20 protein-coding genes are annotated in these 20,396 nt (G+C 61.6%); 16 read left to right on the top strand and 4 right to left on the bottom strand.

Annotation, left to right across the window (positions count from 1 at the left end):
- Positions 1–6: 6 nt before the first annotated feature.
- From hscB to AC1RL5_RS24550, 16 genes are all read left to right on the top strand, one after another.
- Entirely contained in the window at positions 7–528 is a 522-nt protein-coding gene (gene hscB, locus AC1RL5_RS24625) for a co-chaperone HscB (protein ID WP_011063215.1), read from the top strand.
- 51 nt (positions 529–579) lie between these two features.
- The gene (gene hscA / locus AC1RL5_RS24620; RefSeq protein ID WP_492589844.1) at positions 580–2,442 is read left to right on the top strand and encodes a Fe-S protein assembly chaperone HscA; all 1,863 of its coding nucleotides are present in this window, start codon (positions 580–582) and stop codon (positions 2,440–2,442) included.
- Positions 2,443–2,445: 3 nt separating this feature from the next.
- Positions 2,446–2,787 carry an ISC system 2Fe-2S type ferredoxin gene (gene fdx, locus AC1RL5_RS24615; RefSeq protein WP_011063213.1) on the top strand — a complete coding sequence of 114 codons (342 nt, stop codon included), beginning with the start codon at positions 2,446–2,448 and terminating at the stop codon, positions 2,785–2,787.
- A 15-nt stretch (positions 2,788–2,802) separates the two neighbouring features.
- Positions 2,803–3,003, top strand: a complete 201-nt coding sequence (gene iscX / locus AC1RL5_RS24610) for a Fe-S cluster assembly protein IscX (RefSeq protein ID WP_011063212.1) — start codon at positions 2,803–2,805, stop codon at positions 3,001–3,003.
- 94 nt (positions 3,004–3,097) lie between these two features.
- Entirely contained in the window at positions 3,098–3,523 is a 426-nt protein-coding gene (ndk, locus tag AC1RL5_RS24605) for a nucleoside-diphosphate kinase (protein WP_011063211.1), read from the top strand.
- Positions 3,524–3,551: 28 nt separating this feature from the next.
- Positions 3,552–4,700: a dual-specificity RNA methyltransferase RlmN gene (rlmN, locus tag AC1RL5_RS24600; protein ID WP_011063210.1), complete on the top strand. Its 1,149-nt coding sequence runs from the start codon at positions 3,552–3,554 to the stop codon at positions 4,698–4,700.
- Between the two features lie 12 nt (positions 4,701–4,712).
- Positions 4,713–5,471 carry a type IV pilus biogenesis/stability protein PilW gene (pilW, locus tag AC1RL5_RS24595; RefSeq protein ID WP_011063209.1) on the top strand — a complete coding sequence of 253 codons (759 nt, stop codon included), beginning with the start codon at positions 4,713–4,715 and terminating at the stop codon, positions 5,469–5,471.
- Complete coding sequence (locus AC1RL5_RS24590; RefSeq protein WP_492589842.1) at positions 5,471–6,487, top strand: RodZ domain-containing protein; 1,017 nt, start codon at positions 5,471–5,473, stop codon at positions 6,485–6,487. The genes pilW and AC1RL5_RS24590 overlap by 1 nt, the downstream gene beginning before the upstream one ends.
- 3 nt (positions 6,488–6,490) lie before the next feature.
- Positions 6,491–7,600 (top strand): flavodoxin-dependent (E)-4-hydroxy-3-methylbut-2-enyl-diphosphate synthase, encoded by a 1,110-nt coding sequence (ispG, locus tag AC1RL5_RS24585; RefSeq protein WP_011063207.1) that lies wholly within the window; start codon positions 6,491–6,493, stop codon positions 7,598–7,600.
- A 23-nt stretch (positions 7,601–7,623) separates the two neighbouring features.
- Positions 7,624–8,913: a histidine--tRNA ligase gene (gene hisS / locus AC1RL5_RS24580; RefSeq protein WP_011063206.1), complete on the top strand. Its 1,290-nt coding sequence runs from the start codon at positions 7,624–7,626 to the stop codon at positions 8,911–8,913.
- 40 nt (positions 8,914–8,953) lie between these two features.
- Positions 8,954–9,595: a tetratricopeptide repeat protein gene (locus AC1RL5_RS24575; RefSeq protein ID WP_011063205.1), complete on the top strand. Its 642-nt coding sequence runs from the start codon at positions 8,954–8,956 to the stop codon at positions 9,593–9,595.
- Entirely contained in the window at positions 9,588–10,739 is a 1,152-nt protein-coding gene (bamB, locus tag AC1RL5_RS24570; protein WP_011063204.1) for an outer membrane protein assembly factor BamB, read from the top strand. The genes AC1RL5_RS24575 and bamB overlap by 8 nt, the downstream gene beginning before the upstream one ends.
- 207 nt (positions 10,740–10,946) lie before the next feature.
- Entirely contained in the window at positions 10,947–12,419 is a 1,473-nt protein-coding gene (gene der, locus AC1RL5_RS24565) for a ribosome biogenesis GTPase Der (protein ID WP_011063203.1), read from the top strand.
- A gap of 186 nt (positions 12,420–12,605) precedes the next feature.
- A complete protein-coding gene (locus AC1RL5_RS24560; protein WP_093408339.1) occupies positions 12,606–13,754 on the top strand; it encodes a pyridoxal phosphate-dependent aminotransferase in 1,149 nt (382 codons plus the stop codon).
- A complete protein-coding gene (locus tag AC1RL5_RS24555; RefSeq protein WP_492589840.1) occupies positions 13,742–14,533 on the top strand; it encodes an amidohydrolase in 792 nt (263 codons plus the stop codon). The genes AC1RL5_RS24560 and AC1RL5_RS24555 overlap by 13 nt, the downstream gene beginning before the upstream one ends.
- A gap of 94 nt (positions 14,534–14,627) precedes the next feature.
- Positions 14,628–15,035 carry a hypothetical protein gene (locus tag AC1RL5_RS24550; protein ID WP_072450874.1) on the top strand — a complete coding sequence of 136 codons (408 nt, stop codon included), beginning with the start codon at positions 14,628–14,630 and terminating at the stop codon, positions 15,033–15,035.
- Between the two features lie 97 nt (positions 15,036–15,132).
- Here the strand turns inward: AC1RL5_RS24550 and leuA are convergent, their stop codons facing one another.
- The 4 genes from leuA to AC1RL5_RS24530 form a co-directional block, all read right to left on the bottom strand.
- Positions 15,133–16,812, bottom strand: a complete 1,680-nt coding sequence (leuA, locus tag AC1RL5_RS24545) for a 2-isopropylmalate synthase (protein WP_011063199.1) — start codon at positions 16,810–16,812, stop codon at positions 15,133–15,135.
- A 376-nt stretch (positions 16,813–17,188) separates the two neighbouring features.
- On the bottom strand, positions 17,189–18,010 hold the full coding sequence (locus AC1RL5_RS24540) for a peptidoglycan DD-metalloendopeptidase family protein (RefSeq protein ID WP_072450873.1): 822 nt from the start codon (positions 18,008–18,010) through the stop codon (positions 17,189–17,191).
- 3 nt (positions 18,011–18,013) lie between these two features.
- Complete coding sequence (gene xseA, locus AC1RL5_RS24535) at positions 18,014–19,393, bottom strand: exodeoxyribonuclease VII large subunit (RefSeq protein ID WP_492589838.1); 1,380 nt, start codon at positions 19,391–19,393, stop codon at positions 18,014–18,016.
- Positions 19,394–19,440: 47 nt separating this feature from the next.
- Positions 19,441–20,337 carry a LysR family transcriptional regulator gene (locus tag AC1RL5_RS24530; protein WP_072450872.1) on the bottom strand — a complete coding sequence of 299 codons (897 nt, stop codon included), beginning with the start codon at positions 20,335–20,337 and terminating at the stop codon, positions 19,441–19,443.
- Positions 20,338–20,396: the final 59 nt, after the last annotated feature.

Raw genomic sequence — 20,396 nt, 5'->3', positions numbered from 1 at the left:
CTTGTCGTGGGTACTCCTTGTCATTTCGCTTTATTTGAGCTGCAACCGAGCTTCCGTCTGGATCTCGAGCAGTTGGCCGCGCGCTACCGCGAGTTGGCGCGTGGGGTTCATCCAGACCGTTTTGCCGATGCTTCCGAGCGCGAGCAGCGCCTGGCCCTGGAGCAGTCGGCAAGCCTCAACGAGGCTTACCAGACCCTCAAGAGCCCGCCCAAGCGCGCCCGTTACCTGCTGGCTTTGAATGGCGGCGAGTTGCCGCTGGAAGTCACGGTGCATGATCCGGAGTTTCTTCTGCAGCAGATGCAATGGCGCGAAGAGCTCGAGGATTTGCAGGACAGCGCCGACCTGGCCGGAGTGGCGGCATTCAAGCGTCGGCTCAAGACAGCCCAGGATGAACTGAATGAAAGCTTCGCAGCCTGTTGGGATGATGCAGCGCAACGCGAGCAGGCCGAGCGCCTGATGCGGCGCATGCAGTTCCTCGACAAGCTCACCTACGAAGTGCGCCAGTTAGAAGAGCGCCTCGACGATTAACCCAGTGCCGCTCCGGTCGCACGCCTGATATACAGATAAGTCCAGATAAGCATGGCCCTACTGCAGATCGCCGAACCCGGCCAAAGTCCTCAACCGCACCAGCGTCGTCTGGCTGTGGGGATCGACTTGGGCACTACCAATTCGCTGGTCGCTGCCTTGCGCAGTGGTCTTTCCGAGCCGCTGGCCGACGCGCAGGGGCAGGTGATTCTGCCGTCCGCGGTGCGTTATCACGCCGACCGCGTCGAGGTGGGCGAGTCTGCCCGCCTGGCTGCACCTACCGACCCTTTGAATACCGTGCTTTCGGTCAAGCGCCTGATGGGGCGCGGCCTGTCTGACGTCAAGCAGCTGGGTGAGCAACTGCCCTATCGCTTCGTCGAGGGCGAGTCGCACATGCCGTTCATCGAGACCATTCAGGGGCCGAAAAGCCCGGTGGAGGTATCGGCTGAAGTGCTCAAGGTATTGCGTCAGCGTGCTGAGGCGGCCCTGGGTGGCGAGCTGGTAGGTGCGGTCATCACCGTTCCTGCCTATTTCGACGACGCCCAGCGTCAAGCCACCAAGGATGCGGCCAAGCTGGCCGGCCTGAATGTGCTGCGCCTGCTCAACGAGCCGACCGCGGCGGCTGTGGCTTATGGTCTGGATCAGCATGCCGAAGGCGTGGTGGCGATCTATGACTTGGGTGGCGGCACCTTCGATATTTCCATTCTGCGCCTGACCGGCGGCGTCTTCGAAGTCTTGGCTACCGGTGGCGATACTGCCCTGGGCGGCGATGACTTCGATCACGCCATTGCCGGCTGGATCATCGAGGGCGCGGGCCTGTCCGCCGACCTCGACCCGGGTACCCAGCGCAGTCTGTTGCAAGCCGCTTGTGCGGCCAAGGAAGCCTTGACCGGCGCCGCGTCCGTGGAAGTGGTGTATGGCGATTGGCGTGCCGCCCTGACTCGCGACGCCTTCGACGCCCTGATCGAGCCGATGGTTGCCCGCAGCCTCAAGGCCTGTCGTCGTGCTGTACGCGACTCCAATGTCGAATTGGATGAGGTGCAGGCGGTGGTCATGGTGGGCGGTTCGACTCGTGTGCCGCGTGTGCGTGAGGCGGTGGCTGAAATGTTCGGTCGCCAGCCGTTGACCGAGATCGATCCGGATCAAGTGGTGGCCATTGGGGCCGCGATCCAGGCCGATACCTTGGCCGGCAACAAGCGCGAAGGCGGCGAATTGCTGCTGCTGGACGTGATTCCGCTGTCCCTGGGGTTGGAAACCATGGGCGGGCTGATGGAGAAGGTGATTCCGCGCAACACCACCATTCCGGTTGCCCGTGCCCAGGACTTCACCACCTACAAGGATGGCCAGACGGCCATGATGGTTCATGTGCTGCAGGGCGAGCGCGAGCTGATCAGCGACTGCCGCTCCCTGGCGCGTTTCGAATTGCGCGGCATCCCACCGATGGTGGCCGGTGCGGCGAAGATCCGCGTGACCTTCCAGGTCGACGCCGATGGCCTGCTCAGCGTTTCTGCGCGAGAGCTGGGTTCGGGCGTCGAAGCCAGCATCCAGGTCAAGCCATCCTACGGTCTGACCGACGGCGAGATCGCCAAGATGCTCAAGGATTCCTTCCTGTACGCCGGCGACGACAAGGTGGCCCGAGTACTGCGCGAGCAGCAGGTTGATGCTCAGCGCCTGATCGAGGCGGTGCAAGGTGCCCTGGACGCCGATGGCGAGCGTCTGCTGGACGCCGAAGAACGCATGGTCATCGAGCTGCAGATGCAGGAATTGAGTGAATTGATGCGTGGCACCGATGGTTACGCCATCGAGCAGCAGACCAAGCGTCTGTCGCAAGTGACCGATGCCTTTGCTGCCCGACGCCTGGATTCGACGGTGAAAGCCGCGCTGGCGGGGCGCAACCTGAATGAAATCGAGGAATAACTGATGCCGCAGATCATTTTTCTGCCACACGCCGTGTTCTGTCCGGACGGCCTGGTTGTAGAGGTCGAGCCTGGCGTCTCGGTGCTCGAGGTGGCGCACGACAACCACATCGAGATCGAAAGTGCCTGTGGCGGCGTCTGTGCCTGCACCACCTGCCATTGCATCATTCGTGAAGGCTTCGACTCGCTGAACGAGGCTGACGAGCTGGAAGAAGACCTGCTGGACAAGGCCTGGGGCCTGGAAGCGCAGTCGCGCCTGTCCTGCCAGGCCATCGTCGGCGATGAAGACCTGACCGTCGAAATTCCAAAATACTCGCTCAACCATGCAGCCGAAGCGCCGCACTGATTTCAAGGAACTGGCATGAGCCTCAAGTGGGTTGATGTACTGGAAATCGCGATCCAACTGGCTGAGTCCAAGCCGGATGTGGACCCGCGTTATGTGAACTTTGTCGATCTGCACCAATGGGTTCTGGCACTGCCGGAGTTCAGCGACGATCCGGCTCGCGGAGGCGAGAAGGTTCTTGAAGCAATTCAGGCCGCCTGGATCGACGAAGCTGACTGAATCCGCGGGCTACGCAGTTAGGCAATCCCTATAAACCCGCGTATAATTCGCGGGTTTAATTTTTCGCTTTAATCACCGTTTCTGGAGTTACACCATGGCTGTTCAACGTACTTTCTCCATCATCAAGCCTGACGCTGTTGCAAAAAACGTTATCGGCAAGATCGTTTCCCGTTTTGAAGAAGCCGGCCTGCGCGTTGTAGCTTCGAAAATGAAGCAACTGTCCAAGGCTGAAGCTGAAGGCTTCTACGCTGAGCACAGCGAGCGTGGCTTCTTCGGCGAACTGGTTGCCTTCATGACTTCCGGCCCGGTTGTTGTTCAGGTTCTGGAAGGCGAAAACGCCATCGTTCGCAACCGTGAGCTGATGGGCGCTACCAACCCTAAAGAAGCTGCTGCCGGCACCATCCGTGCTGACTTCGCCGAGTCCATCGACGCCAACGCCGTTCACGGTTCGGACTCCGAAGCTGCCGCTGCTCGCGAAATCGCTTACTTCTTCGCAGCTACTGAAGTAACCGCTCGCTGAGTAAGGCTTGCGCGTGAGAGGTGAAACCATGACTGCATCGATCGGCAAAACTAACCTGTTGGGGCTTACTCAACCGGAAATGGAGAAATTCTTCGACTCAATCGGGGAGAAGCGTTTCCGTGCCGGTCAGGTAATGAAATGGATTCACCACTTTGGCGTCGATGATTTCGACGCCATGACGAATGTCGGCAAGGCCTTGCGCGAAAAGCTCAAGGCTGTTGCCGAGATTCGCGGTCCGGAAGTGGTCAGCGAGGACATCTCCAGCGACGGCACCCGTAAATGGGTGGTGCGCGTGGCGTCCGGCAGCTGCGTCGAGACCGTCTACATTCCTCAGGGCAAGCGCGGCACTCTGTGCGTTTCGTCCCAGGCGGGCTGTGCCCTGGATTGCAGTTTCTGCTCCACCGGCAAGCAAGGCTTCAATAGCAACCTCACCGCCGCCGAAGTCATCGGCCAGGTGTGGATTGCCAACAAATCCTTTGGCAGCGTCCCGGCGACCGTCGACCGTGCCATCACCAACGTGGTGATGATGGGCATGGGTGAGCCGCTGCTGAACTTCGACAACGTCATCGCTGCCATGCACCTGATGATGGACGACCTGGGCTACGGTATCTCCAAGCGCCGGGTAACCCTGTCGACCTCCGGCGTGGTGCCGATGATCGATGAGCTGGCCAAGCACATCGACGTCTCGCTGGCGTTGTCTCTGCACGCACCCAATGATGCGCTGCGCAACCAGTTGGTACCGATCAACAAGAAGTACCCGCTGAAGATGCTGCTCGAGTCTTGCCAGCGCTACATGTCGGCCCTGGGTGAGAAGCGTGTGCTGACCATCGAGTACACCCTGCTCAAAGACGTCAACGACAAGCTTGAGCACGCGGTGGAGATGATCGAGCTGCTCAAGGATGTACCGTGCAAGATCAACCTGATCCCGTTCAACCCGTTCCCGCATTCCGGGTACGAGCGTCCGAGCAACAATGCCATTCGTCGCTTCCAGGACCAGCTGCATCACGCCGGTTTCAACGTCACCGTGCGCACCACACGTGGTGAAGACATCGATGCCGCCTGCGGTCAGTTGGTCGGGCAGGTGCTGGACCGCACCCGTCGTAGCGAACGCTATATCGCCGTGCGTGAGTTGAGCGCCGACGCCGATATGCCGCAAAGCGCCGCAACCCGTACCTGAGAGAGGATCTCCATGGCCCTGCGCTTTGCGCTGCTCCTGCTTGTTGCCAGCCTGTGTGCTGGCTGTGTTCTGTCGGGTGATTCCAACCCGATGAACACCAGCAAGGGGCGCGACGAGGCGCGCGAGGCCTATGTGCAGTTGGGCCTGGGCTACTTGCAGCAGGGCATGAGCGAGCGGGCCAAGGTGCCACTGAAGAAAGCCCTGGAACTGGCCCCCGCCGATGCCGACGCCAATGCTGCCCTGGCACTGGTGTTCCAGGCCGAGATGGAACCGGCCCTGGCCGACGAGCATTTTCGCCAGGCCCTGGCGGCGCGTCCGGACAGTGCCCGGATCCTCAATAACTACGGCAGCTTTCTGTTCCAGGAAAAACGTTACAAAGAGGCTTATCAGCGCTTTGAGCAAGCCGCTGCTGATACTCTGTACCCCGAACGTTCCCGAGTGTTTGAAAACCTCGGCATGACCGCTTCAAGGCTCGGCCAGCGTGATCTGGCCCAGCTGCAGCTGGAAAAGGCCTTGCGTCTCAATCATCAACAGCCCCGTGCATTGCTGGAAATGGCTGAGTTGTCTTACGAAGACAGGCATTATGTGCCCGCGCGCGACTATTACGATCGTTTTAGCCTGCTCGGCGAGCAAAATGCACGTAGTCTATTGCTCGGCGTTCGGCTGGCAACGGTGTTCGAAGATCGCGACAAGGCCGCCAGTTACGGTCTGCAACTAAAACGACTTTATCCCGGTACGCCGGAATATCAGCAATACCTGTCGGAGCAATGATGAAAGCGGCCCATCCCGAAGTTCAAGCAGTGACTCGCGTAAACCCCGGTGAGACCCTGCGTCAGGCCCGCGAAAGCAATGGTTGGTCGCTGGCCGAAGTGGCCCACAAGCTCAACCTCACCGTGAGCTCCCTGAGCAACCTGGAAGCTGGCGCCTTCGACAAGCTGCCGGGGCACACTTTCGCCCGTGGCTATATTCGTGCCTACGCCAAATTGCTGGGCATGGATCAGGCGGTACTGGTCCAGGAGTTCGATCAATACACCGGTACCGACTCCCAGGGCAGCAGCGTCCATGCCCTGGGGCGCATCGAAGAGCCGGTGCGGGTTTCCCACACTATCTTGCGCATTGTCAGTTTGCTGCTGCTGGTGGCGGTGGTTGGTGGCGGTTTCATCTGGTGGCAGGATCAGTCCTCCCAGCGCAGCAAGGAGCCGGTCTCCCTGAGCCCCGAGCATGTCGAGGTCGAAGGCGCCGACGGCACTACCCAGATTCATCCTATCGACGAGCCCGAAGACCAGGCGGTTGCCGAGGGGCAGAGCGAAGCGCTGGACAATGCCGCTCAAAGCGAAGGCCAGGCAGCGAGCGAAACTCCTGCCGCCCCAGCCGTTTCGACCGCTCCGGCGCCGGCTGCCACTGCGTCCGTCCCTGCAGCTCCCGTGCACAACGCGCCGGCTCCGGCGCCTGTCGCACCGGCTGCCGTGGCACAAGCGCCTGTCACGCCGACCGCGCCTGCTGCTGCGGTTGCACCGGGCAGCGCAGCGGCAACTGCAGTTGCAGGCGCGGGCCAGGTACAGATCCAGTTCAGTGCCGACTGCTGGGCCCAGGTCATCGATGCCAACGGCAAGGTTCTGCTCAGCGCCCTCAAGCGCAAGGGTGAAAATGTCGATGTCAGCGGCAAGCCGCCTTTTGCCGTACGTCTGGGCTATGCCCGTGGCGCACAAATCACTTACAACGGTCAGGCGGTGGATATCGCCCCGTTCACCAGTGGCGAGACTGCTCGCCTGAAGTTAGGTCAATAAGTCATGCACGGCGAATCTCCAATCAAGCGTCGCGAATCCCGCAAGATCTGGGTCGGCTCGGTACCGGTCGGAGGCGATGCCCCGATTGCGGTGCAGAGCATGACCAACAGCGACACCAACGACGTGGCCGCAACCGTCGCCCAGATCAACCGCCTGGAAGCCGCCGGTGTCGATATCGTGCGGGTTTCGGTGCCGGACATGGACGCCGCCGAGGCGTTCGGCCGGATCAAGCAGCAGGTCAAGGTACCGCTGGTGGCCGACATCCACTTCGACTACAAGATCGCGCTGCGCGTGGCCGAACTGGGCGTCGATTGCCTGCGGATCAACCCGGGCAATATCGGTCGTGAAGACCGGGTACGCGCGGTGGTGGATGCTGCCCGTGATCGCGGGATCCCGATCCGTATCGGGGTCAACGCCGGTTCCCTGGAAAAAGACCTGCAGAAAAAATACGGCGAACCGACCCCGGCTGCATTGGTGGAGTCGGCGCTGCGTCACGTAGAACACCTGGAACGCCTGAATTTCAAGGACTTCAAGGTCAGCGTGAAAGCCTCGGACGTGTTCATGGCCGTCGAGGCCTACCGCCTGCTGGCCAAGGAAATCATCCAGCCCCTGCACCTGGGGATCACCGAAGCCGGTGGTTTGCGTTCAGGCACAGTGAAATCCGCCGTCGGCCTCGGTATGCTGCTGGCCGAAGGAATTGGCGATACCATTCGCATTTCGCTGGCGGCCGACCCGGTCGAGGAAGTGAAGGTCGGCTACGACATTCTCAAGTCCCTGCACCTGCGTTCCCGTGGCATCAACTTCATCGCCTGCCCGAGCTGCTCGCGGCAGAACTTCGATGTGGTGAAAACCATGAACGAACTGGAAGGACGGCTTGAAGACCTGCTGGTGCCGTTGGATGTTGCAGTGATCGGTTGCGTGGTCAACGGCCCGGGTGAAGCCAAAGAGGCGCACATTGGCCTGACCGGTGGTACACCGAACCTGATCTACATCGATGGCAAGCCGGCACAGAAACTGACCAATGACAATCTGGTGGACGAGCTTGAAAAGCTGATCCGGCAGAAGGCGGCCGAAAAGGTCGAGGCCGACGCAGCGCTGATCGCTCGCGGCTAACCGAACGTATTTAAGGATTTTTTGTGAGCAAGTCTCTGCAAGCCATTCGTGGCATGAATGACATCCTGCCCGAGCAGACGCCCCTGTGGCGTTATTTCGAGGGTACTGTGGCGCGCCTGCTGGATAACTACGGTTACAAGCAGATCCGCATGCCGATCGTTGAGTTCACCGAGCTGTTCAAACGCTCCATCGGTGAAGTGACCGACATCGTCGAAAAAGAGATGTACACCTTCGAAGATCGCAACGGCGACTCCCTCACCTTGCGTCCGGAAGGCACCGCTGCCTGTGTCCGTGCAGTGCTGGAGCACGGCATTACCGGCGGTGGCCAGGTGCAGAAGCTGTGGTACATCGGCCCGATGTTCCGTCACGAGCGCCCGCAGAAAGGCCGTTATCGCCAGTTCCACCAGATCGGTTGCGAGGTATTCAACCTCGACGGGCCAGACATCGATGCTGAACTGATCGTGCTGACCTGGCGCCTGTGGGGCGAGCTGGGTATCCGTGATGCGGTCAAGCTCGAACTCAACAGCCTGGGTACCGCCGAAGCGCGCGCGCGCTATCGCGACGCGCTGGTGGAGTTCCTGTCGGCGCGCATGGACAAGCTGGACGAAGACAGCCAGCGCCGCCTGAAGACCAACCCGCTGCGGGTGCTGGATACCAAGAACCCGGACACTCAAGCCGTGCTGGTGGATGCGCCCAAGCTGGCCGACTACCTGGACGAAGAGTCCCGCGTGCACTTCGAAGGCCTCAAGGCCCGCCTGGATGCTGCGGGTATCCCCTATGTGATCAACCCCAAGCTGGTGCGTGGGCTGGATTACTACAGCAAGACCGTTTTCGAATGGGTCACCGACAAGCTCGGTGCCCAGGGCACTGTCTGTGCCGGTGGCCGTTACGATGGCCTGGTGGAGCAGATGGGCGGCAAGCCTACGTCGGGCGTTGGCTTTGCCATGGGGATCGAGCGTCTGGTGCTGCTGCTGGAAACCCTGGAGCAGGTCCCGGAAGAGATCTCGCGTCAGGTCGACGTTTACCTCTGCGCCTTCGGTGAGGCCGCCGAACTGGCCGCTCTGGCGCTGAGCGAGCGTGTTCGCGATCAATTGCCGAACCTGCGTCTTCAGATCAATGCCGGTGCTGGCAGCTTCAAAAGCCAATTCAAGAAGGCCGACAAGAGCGGCGCGCTGTATGCGCTGATCCTCGGTGACGACGAATTGGCCCAGCAAGTGGTAGGTTTCAAACCCCTGCGTGGCCAGGGCGAACAACAAAGCATTGCCTGGGATGCACTCGCTGCGCACCTGGCCACCTGCGTCGTGCAGGGTTGAAGCTGTCAAACAGCCGATTTAGCGAATAAGGAGTATTGGGGTGTCGAGTACCGAAGATGAACAGCTGGCGGAATTGAAAGACTGGTGGCAGCGTAACGGCAAACCCCTGGTGACTGGCGGCCTGCTGGCCCTGGTTATCGTGTTCGGCTGGCAAGCCTGGCACAAGTATCAGAACAATCAGTCGCAAGGCGCTTCGGTGCTCTATCAGCAACTGCTGGAAACTACCCTGACGCCGGATGGCAAGCCTGATGCGGCTCGTGTTACGGACCTGGCGGGCAAGCTCAACAGCGAGTTCGGCGGTACTGCCTACGCGCAGTACGGCAACCTGTTCGTGGCCAAAGTGGCAGTAGACACCGGCAAGCTGGACGATGCAGCGGCACAGCTCAAGGCCGTGGCCGACAAGCCCGCCAACCCGACCCTGGGTGAAGTGGCGCGTCAGCGCCTGGCACAGGTACTGGCGGCGCAGAACAAGGCCGACGAGGCTCTGAAGCTGCTCGACGGCGATGCCGACAAGGCATTCCTGGCGACTCGTGAAGAACTCAAGGGCGATCTGCTGGTCCAGCTGGGCCGTGTGGACGAAGCCCATGCGGCATACCAAAAAGCCAAGGCGGCGCTCTCGGATGAAGCGGCAGTCGGTGGCCTACAAATCAAGCTGGACGACCTGGCCAAAGGGGATGCATGACGTGATCCGTTGGAAACATGCAGCATTGCTGGCTCTGGCCTTGTTGGCCGCGGGTTGCAGCAGCAACAGCAAGAAAGAACTGCCACCGGCGGAACTGGTCGACTTCAAAGAAGAAGTGGTCCTGCAGAAGCAGTGGAGCCGTTCGATCGGTGACGGTCAGGGCGAAACCTACAACATGCTGGTGCCAGCCATCGATGGTGACACCATCTATGCCGCTGACGTGACCGGCGTGGTGGTTTCCATGGATCGCATGAACGGCGACGTCAAATGGAAGAAAGATCTCGAACTGCCTGTTTCCGGCGCCGTTGGCGTGGGTTATGGGCTGGTCATGATCGGCACTCTGAAAGGCGAAGTGGTTGCCCTGGATGCCTCCAGCGGTGAAGAGAAATGGCGTGCCCGTGTGACCAGTGAAGTGCTGGCTCCGCCAGCTACCAACGGTGACGTGGTGGTGGTGCAGACTCAGGACGACCGCGTGATTGGCCTTGAAGCCAGCACCGGTCACCAGATCTGGCTCTACGACAGCACTCCAGCGGTGTTGACCCTGCGGGGCACCAGTGCGCCGTTGGCGACCAACCGTCTGGCCCTGGCCGGTCTTTCCACCGGCAAGGTGGTCGCGCTGGATATTCGCAACGGCGTGCCGGTGTGGGAGCAGCGTGTAGCCATTCCACAAGGCCGTTCCGAACTGGATCGGGTCGTGGACATCGACGGTGGCCTGCTGCTGTCCGGTGGCACCCTGTACGTTGCCAGCTACCAGGGGCGTGTGGTTGCCCTGGACCTGGAGAGCGGCCGTCCGCTGTGGCAGCGTGATGCTTCCAGCTACGCCGGTGTGGCCCAAGGATTCGGCAGCGTTTATGTCAGCCTGTCCTCGGGTACCGTGGAAGGCGTGGACGAGCGTTCGACTACCGCGCTGTGGAGCAACGACTCCCTGGCTCGCCGCCAACTGTCGGCACCGGAAGTTTTCTCCAGCTACGTGGCCGTGGGCGACCTGGAAGGTTACCTGCACCTGCTGAGCCAGGTTGACGGTCGCTTCGTCGGTCGTACGCGCATCGATAGCGACGGCCTGCGTGCTCGTCCGCTGGTGGTGGGCGACATGATTTATGTGTATGGCAACAGCGGCAAACTGGAAGCCCTGACCATCAAGTAATGGTTTGACTATGCTTGGGGTGATCCCCAAGCGAACTGCAGGAGCGAGCGTGCTCGCGATGGATGCCAGGTGACGCCAGCTTGCTGGACGAGCGCGGCGCCATGGAGTTAATCGCGAGCACGCTCGCTCCTACAGTGCTGCCCCGAGCACCAGCCGCTGCCTCGCAGCGGCTTTTGTATTTTCTGAATTAACGCAGTGGAGAGCCGCATGGTTCCCGTAATCGCCCTGGTGGGCCGACCTAACGTCGGCAAGTCCACCTTGTTCAACCGCCTGACTCGGACTCGCGACGCCATTGTCGGCGACCTGTCCGGTCTGACCCGTGATCGCCAATACGGTGAGGCCAAGTGGCAAGGGCGTACCTATATTCTGATCGACACCGGCGGTATCTCCGGTGACGAGCATGGCATGGATGAAAAGATGGCCGAGCAGTCGCTGCTGGCCATCGAAGAAGCTGATGTGGTGTTGTTCCTGGTGGACGCCAAGGCCGGGTTTACCGCGGCCGACCAGATGATCGGCGAGCACCTGCGCAAACGTAACAAGACTTCCTACGTGATCGCCAACAAGGTCGACAACATCGACCCGGACATGGCCCGCGCCGAGTTCGCGCCGCTGGGCATGGGCGATGCCATCCCGATCGCCGGTGCTCATGGCCGCGGTATCACCCAGATGCTGGAAATCGCCCTGAGCGAATTCCCCAAGGATGACGCTGACGAGCCGGAAGAAGGCGAGGAAGAGATCGTTGCCGAGGGTGAGGAAGCCAAGCGCATTCCGGGCCCGAGCGAGAAGGACGGGATCAAGATCGCCATCATCGGTCGTCCCAACGTCGGCAAGTCGACCCTGGTCAACCGCATGCTCGGTGAAGACCGGGTGATCGTCTATGACCAGCCCGGCACCACCCGCGACAGTATCTACATCCCGTTCGAGCGTAACGACGAGAAGTACACCCTGATCGACACCGCTGGTGTGCGCAAGCGCGGCAAGATCCACGAGGAAGTCGAAAAGTTCTCGGTGGTCAAGACGCTGCAGGCGATCAAGGACGCCAACGTGGTGATCTTTGTCATGGACGCCCGCGAAGGTGTGGTGGACCACGACCTGAACCTGCTGGGCTTTGCCCTGGAAGCCGGTCGGGCCCTGGTGATCGCCCTGAACAAGTGGGACGGCATGCAGCCGAGCGAGCGCGACTATGTGAAGACCGAGCTGCAACGCCGGCTGTTCTTCGTCGACTTCGCCGATATCCACTTCATCTCGGCGCTGCACGGTACCGGTGTGGGCAACCTCTACCAGTCGGTGCAGAACTCCTTCAAGTCGGCGGTAACCCGCTGGCCCACCAGCCGCCTGACGCAGATCCTCGAAGATGCCGTTGGCGAGCACGCGCCGCCCATGGTCAACAATCGCCGGATCAAACTGCGCTACGCCCACTTGGGTGGTGCCAACCCGCCGCTGATCGTGATCCACGGCAACCAGGTGGAGAAGGTGCCCAAGTCTTATGTGCGCTATCTGGAAAACACCTACCGCCGAGTCTTGAAGCTGGTAGGTACGCCGATCCGCATCGAGTTCAAGGGCGGCGAGAACCCGTACGAAGGCAACAAGAACACGCTGACCGACCGCCAGGTCAACAAGAAGCGTCGCTTGATGTCGCACCACAAGAAGGCCGACAAGAAGCGCCGCGACAAGCGCTGACCGGCTTAGGGGCTGGCTTGCCGGTGAAGCTCCGGACCTGCTTCAGAGCTTCGCTGGCAAGCCAGTTCCTACGGGATCTGTGTGGATAAGAGGGCGCCCCGGGCGCCCTTTTTCATGCCTGGCGTTTGGGCTATTCTCGGGGACCTCCGCGCCGCCGTAGTGCGGACTGCTCAGCAGGGAATCCTCATGATCATCAGTAAGTTGCCGAATGTCGGCACCACCATCTTCACGCAAATGTCCCAGCTCGCGGTGGAAACCGGAGCGCTCAACCTGTCCCAGGGCTTTCCTGATTTCGATGGCCCGCAAGCCCTGCGTGATGCGCTTGGCTGGCATGCCGCCAATGGCCATAACCAGTACGCGCCCATGACTGGCCTACCGGCACTGCGCCAGCAGGTCGCCGCGAAAATCGCCCGCAGCTATGGCGTCCAGGTCGATGCGGACGCTGAGGTGACCATCACCCCCGGTGCGACCCAGGCAATCTTCTGTGCCATCCAGGCGGTGATCCAGCGCGGTGACGAAGTCATTGTGTTCGACCCCAGTTACGACAGCTATGAGCCGTCGGTGGAGCTGGCCGGTGGGCGTTGTGTGCATGTGCCGTTGGCAGGGCAGGGCTTTGCCCTCGATTGGCAGAAACTCGGCGAAGCCCTGAGTCCGCGCACGCGGATGATCATCCTCAATTCGCCGCACAACCCCAGTGGTGCCTTGATCAGCCGGGCCGAGCTGGAGCAGTTGGCGGCGTTGATCCGTGATCGCGATATCTACCTGGTCAGTGACGAGGTCTATGAACACCTGGTGTTCGATGGCGTGCCTCATGTCAGTGTGCTGGCCCATGAGGAGCTGTATCAGCGTGCCTTTGTAGTCAGTTCGTTCGGTAAAACCTATCACGTGACCGGCTGGAAGACCGGTTATGTCGTCGCGCCGCCGGCCCTGAGCGCTGAGCTGCGCAAGGTGCATCAATATGTCAGCTTCTGCGGGGTCACGCCTTTGCAGTACGCTCTGGCGGACTTCATGGCCGACCACCCGGAACATGTCGAAGAGTTGCCGGCCTTTTACCAGGCCAAGCGTGATCTGTTCTGCGATCTGCTGAGCGCCTCGCGCTTCAGCTTCAACCGGGTGTCGGGTACCTATTTTCAATTGGTGGACTATTCGCAGATTCGTCCAGACTTGAATGATGTCGACATGGCGATATGGATGACCCGCGAACACGGCGTGGCGGCCATTCCGGTGTCGGTGTTCTATCAGCAGCCGCCCCAGGGGCAGCGCCTGGTGCGTCTGTGTTTCGCCAAGCGCGAGGAGACGTTGCGCCAAGCAGCGGAGAAACTATGCGTGATCTGAGTGCATTAGCCGATCTGAATCTGGCCCTGATCCAGACCACCCTGGCCTGGCATGACCGCCAGGCCAACTTCGAGCATTTCGAGCAGTTGCTGGAGCAGGCCCGTGGTGCAGATCTGATCATCCTGCCGGAAATGTTTACCACCGGATTCTCCATGGAATCCGCGACTCTCGCGGAAGCGGAGAATGGCCCTACCAGCAAATGGCTACGTGGCCAGGCGAAGAAGCTGAATGCGGTGATCACCGGCAGCGTGATAATCCAGGCAGCGGATGGCAGCCATCGCAATCGCTTGCTGTGGGCGCGCCCTGACGGTGAGGTCTGGCACTACGACAAGCGCCACTTGTTTCGCATGGCCGGCGAGCACAATCACTACACGCCGGGGGAACGGCAGGTACAGTTCGAGCTCAAGGGTTGGCGTATTCGCCCGCTGATCTGCTACGACCTGCGGTTTCCGGTGTGGAGCCGGGACGCCCAGGACACCGACCTGCTGCTTTACACCGCCAATTGGCCGGGTGCCCGCCGCCTGCACTGGAATCGCCTGCTGCCAGCCCGGGCCATTGAAAACCTCTGCTACGTTGCGGCGGTGAACCGGGTGGGCACCGACGGCAAGGGCTTTGCCTATACCGGAGACAGCCAGGTTCTGGACTATCAGGGCGAAACCCTGCTCAGCGCCGGGGAGGCCGATGGCGTCTTCCAGGTGTGCCTGAACGCGGGTGAACTGGCGGCTTACCGTGCGCGTTTTCCGGCGAACCTCGACGCCGATACCTTCATGTTCACTTAGGATCGCTTCGGCACGGCACACTTTTTTACAGGTTGTGAATATCAAGCTTTGAGGGTGAAGGCCGATAGCAGGATCAGTTCAGGAGGAATCAATCATGACTACCATCACTGCCACCATCGTCAATCCTTACCCCCTGTCGGCACCCAAAACTGCTTCGACTGAAGCCGAAGGCAACAGCACCAGCCCGTTGGCGCCGGTGGATGACAGCAAGGACGGTCAGGATAAGGAACTGCGGGTCAACTCTGGCGATGCCAATATCGATGCGGTAAAGGCCGGTGGTGATCCGGTCAAGGCGCTGCAGAAACAGATCGAGCAGACCCAGAAAACCCTGACCGAACAGCAGGCCCAATTGGCCAACGTGCAGAAGGGCCAGGCCAGCGACGAACAGAAAGCCCAGCAGGTGATGGAAGTCCAGGCGCAGATCGCCGTGACCAACAGCACCTTGCAGGTGCTGCAGGCGGCTTTGCTGCAAGCCATGTTCAGCGTTGATGTGCATGCCTGAAACAGTCGTTGCTGACATTTAGCTGGTGTTATCTGTTCCGGCATAAAAAAGGCCCCGGGGAGTCGAGCTCCTCGGGGCCTTTCGCTTTTGGCAGCCTTTAGGCTGCCTTGGCCTGCTGCTCGCTCAAGGAGCGGTTCAGCGCACTGAACAGCGCCTTGAAGCTGGCGGTGGTGATGTTTTCGTCGATACCGACGCCGTGCACGGCGCGCTCACCGTTGACCCGCAGTTCGATGTAGGCCGCCGCCTTGGCGTTGGTGCCGGCGCCGATCGCGTGCTCGTTGTAGTCCATGATCTCCACCGGAACCGGCAGCCCGGCCACCAGCGCTTCCAGGGCACCGTTGCCCTTGCCGCGCCAACTGAGGTTGGTCTCGCCCTGGCCCTTGCTCGAGACTTCCACTTCCACGGCGCTGTGGCCGTTCTCTTCCTGCAAGCGATGGCTGACCAGCGCGTAGGGAGTGTTGGCCTGCAAGTACTCGCTGTGCAACAGCGCGTGGATCTGCTGGGCGGTCATTTCCAGGCCCAGGCGGTCGGTTTCCCGCTGCACCACCTGGCTGAACTCGATCTGCATGCGGCGTGGCAAGCTGATGCCGTATTCCTGCTCGAGCAGGTAGGCGATACCACCCTTGCCCGACTGGCTGTTGACGCGGATCACCGCCTCATAGCTGCGACCGATATCGGCCGGGTCGATCGGCAAGTACGGCACCTCCCACAAGCCATCGGCTTTCTGCTGGGCGAAGCCCTTGCGGATCGCGTCCTGGTGCGAGCCGGAGAACGCGGTGTGGACCAGGTCGCCGACATAAGGGTGACGCGGGTGCACGGCAATCTGGTTGCACTCTTCCACGACTTTGCGCACGCCGTCGATATCGGAGAAATCCAGTTCAGGGTTCACACCCTGGGTGTAGAGGTTCAAGGCCACAGTGACCAGGTCGACGTTACCGGTACGCTCGCCGTTGCCGAACAGGCAGCCTTCGACACGGTCGGCGCCGGCCATCAGGCCCAGCTCGGTGGCGGCCACGCCCGTACCGCGGTCGTTGTGGGTGTGCAGGCTGATGAGCACGCTGTCACGACGGTTGATGTTGCGGCAGAACCACTCGATCTGGTCGGCGTAGATGTTCGGTGTGGCGACTTCAACGGTGGCCGGCAGGTTGAGGATCACCTTGTTGCTTGGCGTGGCGTTCCAGACTTCCACCACGGCGTCGCAGACTTCCTTGGCGAACTCCAGCTCGGTGGCGCTGAAGGTCTCTGGCGAGTACTCGAACTGCCACTGGGTTTCCGGTTGCTGGGCGGCGTATTTGACGAACAGCTTGGCCGCATTCACCGCGATCTCTTTCACACCGGCCTTGTCCTGGTTGAAGACAATGCGGCGGAACGAAGGGCTGGTGGCGTTGTACAGGTGGACGATGGCCTTTTTCGCTCCACGCAAGGACTCGAAGGTGCGGGCGATCAAGTCTTCACGGGCCTGGGTCAATACCTGGATGGTGGTGTCGTCCGGAATGTGGCCGCCTTCGATCAGGGTGCGCACGAAGTCGAAGTCGGTTTGCGAAGCGGCCGGGAAAGAAGCTTCGATTTCCTTCACACCCACAGCCACCAGGGTCTTCCAGAAGCGCAGCTTCTTGACGGCATCCATCGGTTCGATCAACGACTGGTTGCCATCACGCAGGTCCGAACTGCACCAGATCGGCGCGCTGGTGATGGTTTTCGACGGCCAGGTACGGTCCGGCAAGTTGATGGTCGGGAACGCGCGGTACTTGGAGGATGGGTCTTTGAGCATGGTCATGGAGAAATCCTTATTGTCCGGGCCGAAAAGAGGCGGCCTGCCGGTGAATCAAGAGTGAGGTTGACGCAGGGGGATGAGGCACCGCGATTCAGCCTGGCAGTCGTGCGCTGACGAGGCAGAGGCTCCGGTGTTGACGACGCTGAATGAGGGTGTGAGAGGTTTTCATGTGCTCAACCCTAACCACTGGGGTGAGAGATGGCAAGCAGTCGAAAAAAATTGAGAGGAATACTCGAAAACAAAGCTATATCGAGATTTTATGCTGGGTATTCTTTGAAAGAATACTAACGATTGCGCAGTCGAGTAGGGCTGCGCAATCCCTGTGGGCGTCGGCTCGCCGCTGAATCAATGCCTGATGCAGGCAAGCGGCGCTGCGCGATCAGGGCTGGAAGGCCCCGATAAAGATGGCCGGATCGACCCGCGCATCATTCAGGCTGACGTTCCAGTGCATATGCGGCCCGGTGGCGCGGCCGGTCGCCCCCACCTTGCCCACCACGGCGCCACGGGCCAGGGACTGGCCGATCTTCACGTCGATTTTCGACATGTGGCAGAACATGCTGATGAAGCCCTGGCCGTGGTCGACGAACACGGTGTTGCCGTTGAAGAAGTAGTTGCCGATCAGGATCACTTTGCCCGCCGCCGGGGTCTTGATCGGTGTGCCTGCCGGCACCGCGAAGTCCAGGCCCGCGTGAGGGTTGCGCTCTTCACCGTTGAAGAAACGGCGTACGCCGAACTTGCTCGACAGGGGGCCATTCACCGGCTTGTCCAACAGCAGGTTGCTTGGGGTGTTGGGGCTGAAGCTGCGGTAGGCGCGGATCTGTTCCGCCAACTCGCCGTCGATGCGCTTGAGGTCCGCCGGGTTCGGATTGACCTGGCGCTGGTTCTTCAGGGTGATGTGCTGCTCCGGGTATTTCTTGTTGCCGACCACGAAGTTCAGGCTGCGCCCGCCGGCGCTTACTTGTTGAGTGCCGGGCTTGACCGTCAGCGGGATGCCGACAATCGCCAGCCAGTTGTTCTGCTCCTTCACCACCAGCACCGGCTTGCCCTGGTAGCTGGCCTTGGGCGCCTGGGCGGCGCTGCCCAGGTCGACCACCGCTACGCCACCGGGCACGGGTTTGTTCAGCAGGCGGGTGATGTAGCTGTCGGCGTGAGCATTGAAGGCCAGGCACAGCAACAGCAGGGAGTAGAGAAAACGCGGCATGGATCAATCCAGTAGAGAAAGGGTGACGGGCGTCAGGTGGTTGTCTTCGACGCGTACTTGCAGCTCGCCTTCGCCCAGGCGGGCACTGAGGCGCTGGCCTGGGCGGGTCTGGCCGGCACTGCGAATGGCCTGCCCGCGATCGTCCAGCAGGATGCTGTAACCGCGCCCCAGGGTGGCCAGGGGGCTGACCACATGCAGGGTCTGCATCTGGCTGTGCAATTGCAGGCGGCGGCCCTTGAGGCCTTCGCGCATGGCCCGGGGCAGGCGTTCGGCCAGGCTGTCCAGACGCTGGCGCAGCAGTGCCAGTTGCCGCCCCGGATGCTGGGCTCCGAGGCGGGTTTCCAGGCGGATCAAGCGTTCGCGACGGGTATTCAGGCTGCGCTCGAAGGCGCGGCGCAGGCGCATGTCCAGGTCGTCCAGGCGCTGTGCCTGCTGGCGCAGGCGTTCGCCGGGATGGCGCAGGCGTCGGGCCAGGCCGTCCAGGCGCAGCCGGTCGCGCACCAGCCGGTCGCGCATGCGCATCACCAGGCGTCGATGCAGGTTGTCGACCCGGCGTTGCAGGTCACTGGAATCGGGGGCCAGCAGTTCGGCTGCTGCGGAAGGCGTGGGCGCGCGAACGTCGGCCACGAAATCACTGATGGAGACGTCGGTTTCATGGCCGACGGCGCTGACGATCGGTGTCACGCAGGCATCCACCGCACGGGCCACGGCTTCTTCGTTGAAGCACCAGAGGTCCTCCAGTGAGCCGCCGCCACGGGCCAGGATCAGCGCGTCGAAGCCCCGGGCGTCGGCCAGCTGCAGGGCCCGGACGATCTGCGCCGCAGCCTCGCGGCCCTGCACGGCGGTAGGGATCAGGGTCAGCACGACCTGCGGTGCGCGGCGCCGGAACACACTGATGATGTCGCGGATCACCGCGCCGGTGGGCGAACTGATGATGCCGATGCGTTGCGGATGGGCCGGTAGTGGCACTTTGCGTTCGGCGCTGAACAGCCCTTCGGCGCTCAGCTTGTCTTTCAGGGCATCGAAAGCCAGGCGCAGGGCGCCATCACCGGCCGGTTCCACGGTGTCGAGAATCAGCTGGTAGTCACCGCGCCCTTCGAACAGCGAGACCTTGCCCCGCACCTTGACCGCCAGGCCGTCCTTCAGCGCCTGGCGGACCCGCGCGGCGTTCTGCCGGAACAGTGCGCAGCGCACCTGGGCGCCGCTGTCCTTGAGGGTGAAGTACACATGGCCGGAAGCCGGGCGGGCGAGGTTGGAGATCTCGCCCTCCACCCAGATATTGCTGAACACGTCCTCGAGCAGCACCCGGGCGCGGCCGTTGAGCTGGGTGACGGTGAGGACCTCGCGGTCCAGGCCGAGTCGTGCGAAGGGATCTTTAATCATGGGGCGCAGTTTAAAGGCCTGTCTCTGAATGGAACAACGCAAATCAACTACAAGTGATTGCGAAAATGTTCGACGAATTGCGCCACCAGGGGCGTCGGCTCCTGTCGATAGGCGAGGGCCACGGTGCTCTGGCAATCGGCATCCGCCAGCGGCAGGAAGCGGATGCTGGCCGGGGCGATGTCCTGCATCGACTCGGGCAGCAGGGCGATGCCGAAGCCGGCCTGGATCAGTTGCAATTGGGTGGTCTTGCGCGACATCACCCGCGCCGCCCTGGGAAAAAAGCCCTGGCGCATGCACAGCTCGGCCGAGAGGTAACTCAAGCCGCCCCGCTGGGGGTGGGGGATGGAGATGAAGGCTTCCTCGCGAAGCTGGGCCAGGTCGACGCCCCCGGCCGGAGGGTCCAGCGCCAGTGGGTGCTGAGGTGGCACCGCAAGCAGCAAGGGTTCGGCGAACAGGGGCGTGATCTGTACACCTGCCCGTTGACGTAACACCGGCAGGCGCAACAGGCCGATATCCAGGTGCCCCTGCGCCAACTCTTCCAGTTGCGCCTCGGAAGACAGCTTGGCGATGTCCATCGAGGCTCCAGGGCAATGCTGCAAGTAGCTGCCGATGCCCTGGAGTAGCCGGCCGCTCATGGGCACGGTGCTGGAGTGGCTCAGGCGCAAGGTGCCCAATTGCCCCAGGCCTACCTGAGTGGCCAGCTCGCTGGCCTGGTGCAATTCGCTCAGCAGGTTGCGTGCCTTGGGGAAAAACGCTTCACCGGCCGCCGTCAGCCGCGGCAGGCGCGCGGTGCGCTCGAACAGTGGGGTCTGCAATTGGTTTTCCAGCTCCTTGATCTGCCGGCTGAGGGCTGACTGGGCGACGAACAGGCGCTCGGCAGCGGCGCTGAAGCTGCCGCATTCGGCGATTTCCACGAAATAGCGCAGTTGGCGGGTCGAAATCACGAGGCATGCCTTTTTGCGATGAGTTGGCGACTTGGACGATATTAGTCGCAAGGCTCACT

It is taken from the genome of Pseudomonas sp. GW822-FHT06D10 (assembly GCF_058799535.1).
This window is presented reverse-complemented; position numbering and strand designations above follow the sequence as displayed.

What these genes read in the sequence shown, in the direction of transcription:
- AC1RL5_RS24590 (WP_492589842.1), top strand. Translation starts at nt 5,471, where the DNA reads ATGAAAGCGGCCCATCCCGAAGTTCAAGCAGTGACTCGCGTAAACCCC.
- ispG (WP_011063207.1), top strand. Translation starts at nt 6,491, where the DNA reads ATGCACGGCGAATCTCCAATCAAGCGTCGCGAATCCCGCAAGATCTGG.
- hscA (WP_492589844.1), top strand. Translation starts at nt 580, where the DNA reads ATGGCCCTACTGCAGATCGCCGAACCCGGCCAAAGTCCTCAACCGCAC.
- AC1RL5_RS24540 (WP_072450873.1), bottom strand. Translation starts at nt 18,010, where the DNA reads ATGCCGCGTTTTCTCTACTCCCTGCTGTTGCTGTGCCTGGCCTTCAAT.
- der (WP_011063203.1), top strand. Translation starts at nt 10,947, where the DNA reads ATGGTTCCCGTAATCGCCCTGGTGGGCCGACCTAACGTCGGCAAGTCC.
- fdx (WP_011063213.1), top strand. Translation starts at nt 2,446, where the DNA reads ATGCCGCAGATCATTTTTCTGCCACACGCCGTGTTCTGTCCGGACGGC.
- AC1RL5_RS24560 (WP_093408339.1), top strand. Translation starts at nt 12,606, where the DNA reads ATGATCATCAGTAAGTTGCCGAATGTCGGCACCACCATCTTCACGCAA.
- iscX (WP_011063212.1), top strand. Translation starts at nt 2,803, where the DNA reads ATGAGCCTCAAGTGGGTTGATGTACTGGAAATCGCGATCCAACTGGCT.
- pilW (WP_011063209.1), top strand. Translation starts at nt 4,713, where the DNA reads ATGGCCCTGCGCTTTGCGCTGCTCCTGCTTGTTGCCAGCCTGTGTGCT.
- bamB (WP_011063204.1), top strand. Translation starts at nt 9,588, where the DNA reads ATGCATGACGTGATCCGTTGGAAACATGCAGCATTGCTGGCTCTGGCC.
- rlmN (WP_011063210.1), top strand. Translation starts at nt 3,552, where the DNA reads ATGACTGCATCGATCGGCAAAACTAACCTGTTGGGGCTTACTCAACCG.
- AC1RL5_RS24550 (WP_072450874.1), top strand. Translation starts at nt 14,628, where the DNA reads ATGACTACCATCACTGCCACCATCGTCAATCCTTACCCCCTGTCGGCA.
- AC1RL5_RS24555 (WP_492589840.1), top strand. Translation starts at nt 13,742, where the DNA reads ATGCGTGATCTGAGTGCATTAGCCGATCTGAATCTGGCCCTGATCCAG.
- ndk (WP_011063211.1), top strand. Translation starts at nt 3,098, where the DNA reads ATGGCTGTTCAACGTACTTTCTCCATCATCAAGCCTGACGCTGTTGCA.
- xseA (WP_492589838.1), bottom strand. Translation starts at nt 19,393, where the DNA reads ATGATTAAAGATCCCTTCGCACGACTCGGCCTGGACCGCGAGGTCCTC.
- leuA (WP_011063199.1), bottom strand. Translation starts at nt 16,812, where the DNA reads ATGACCATGCTCAAAGACCCATCCTCCAAGTACCGCGCGTTCCCGACC.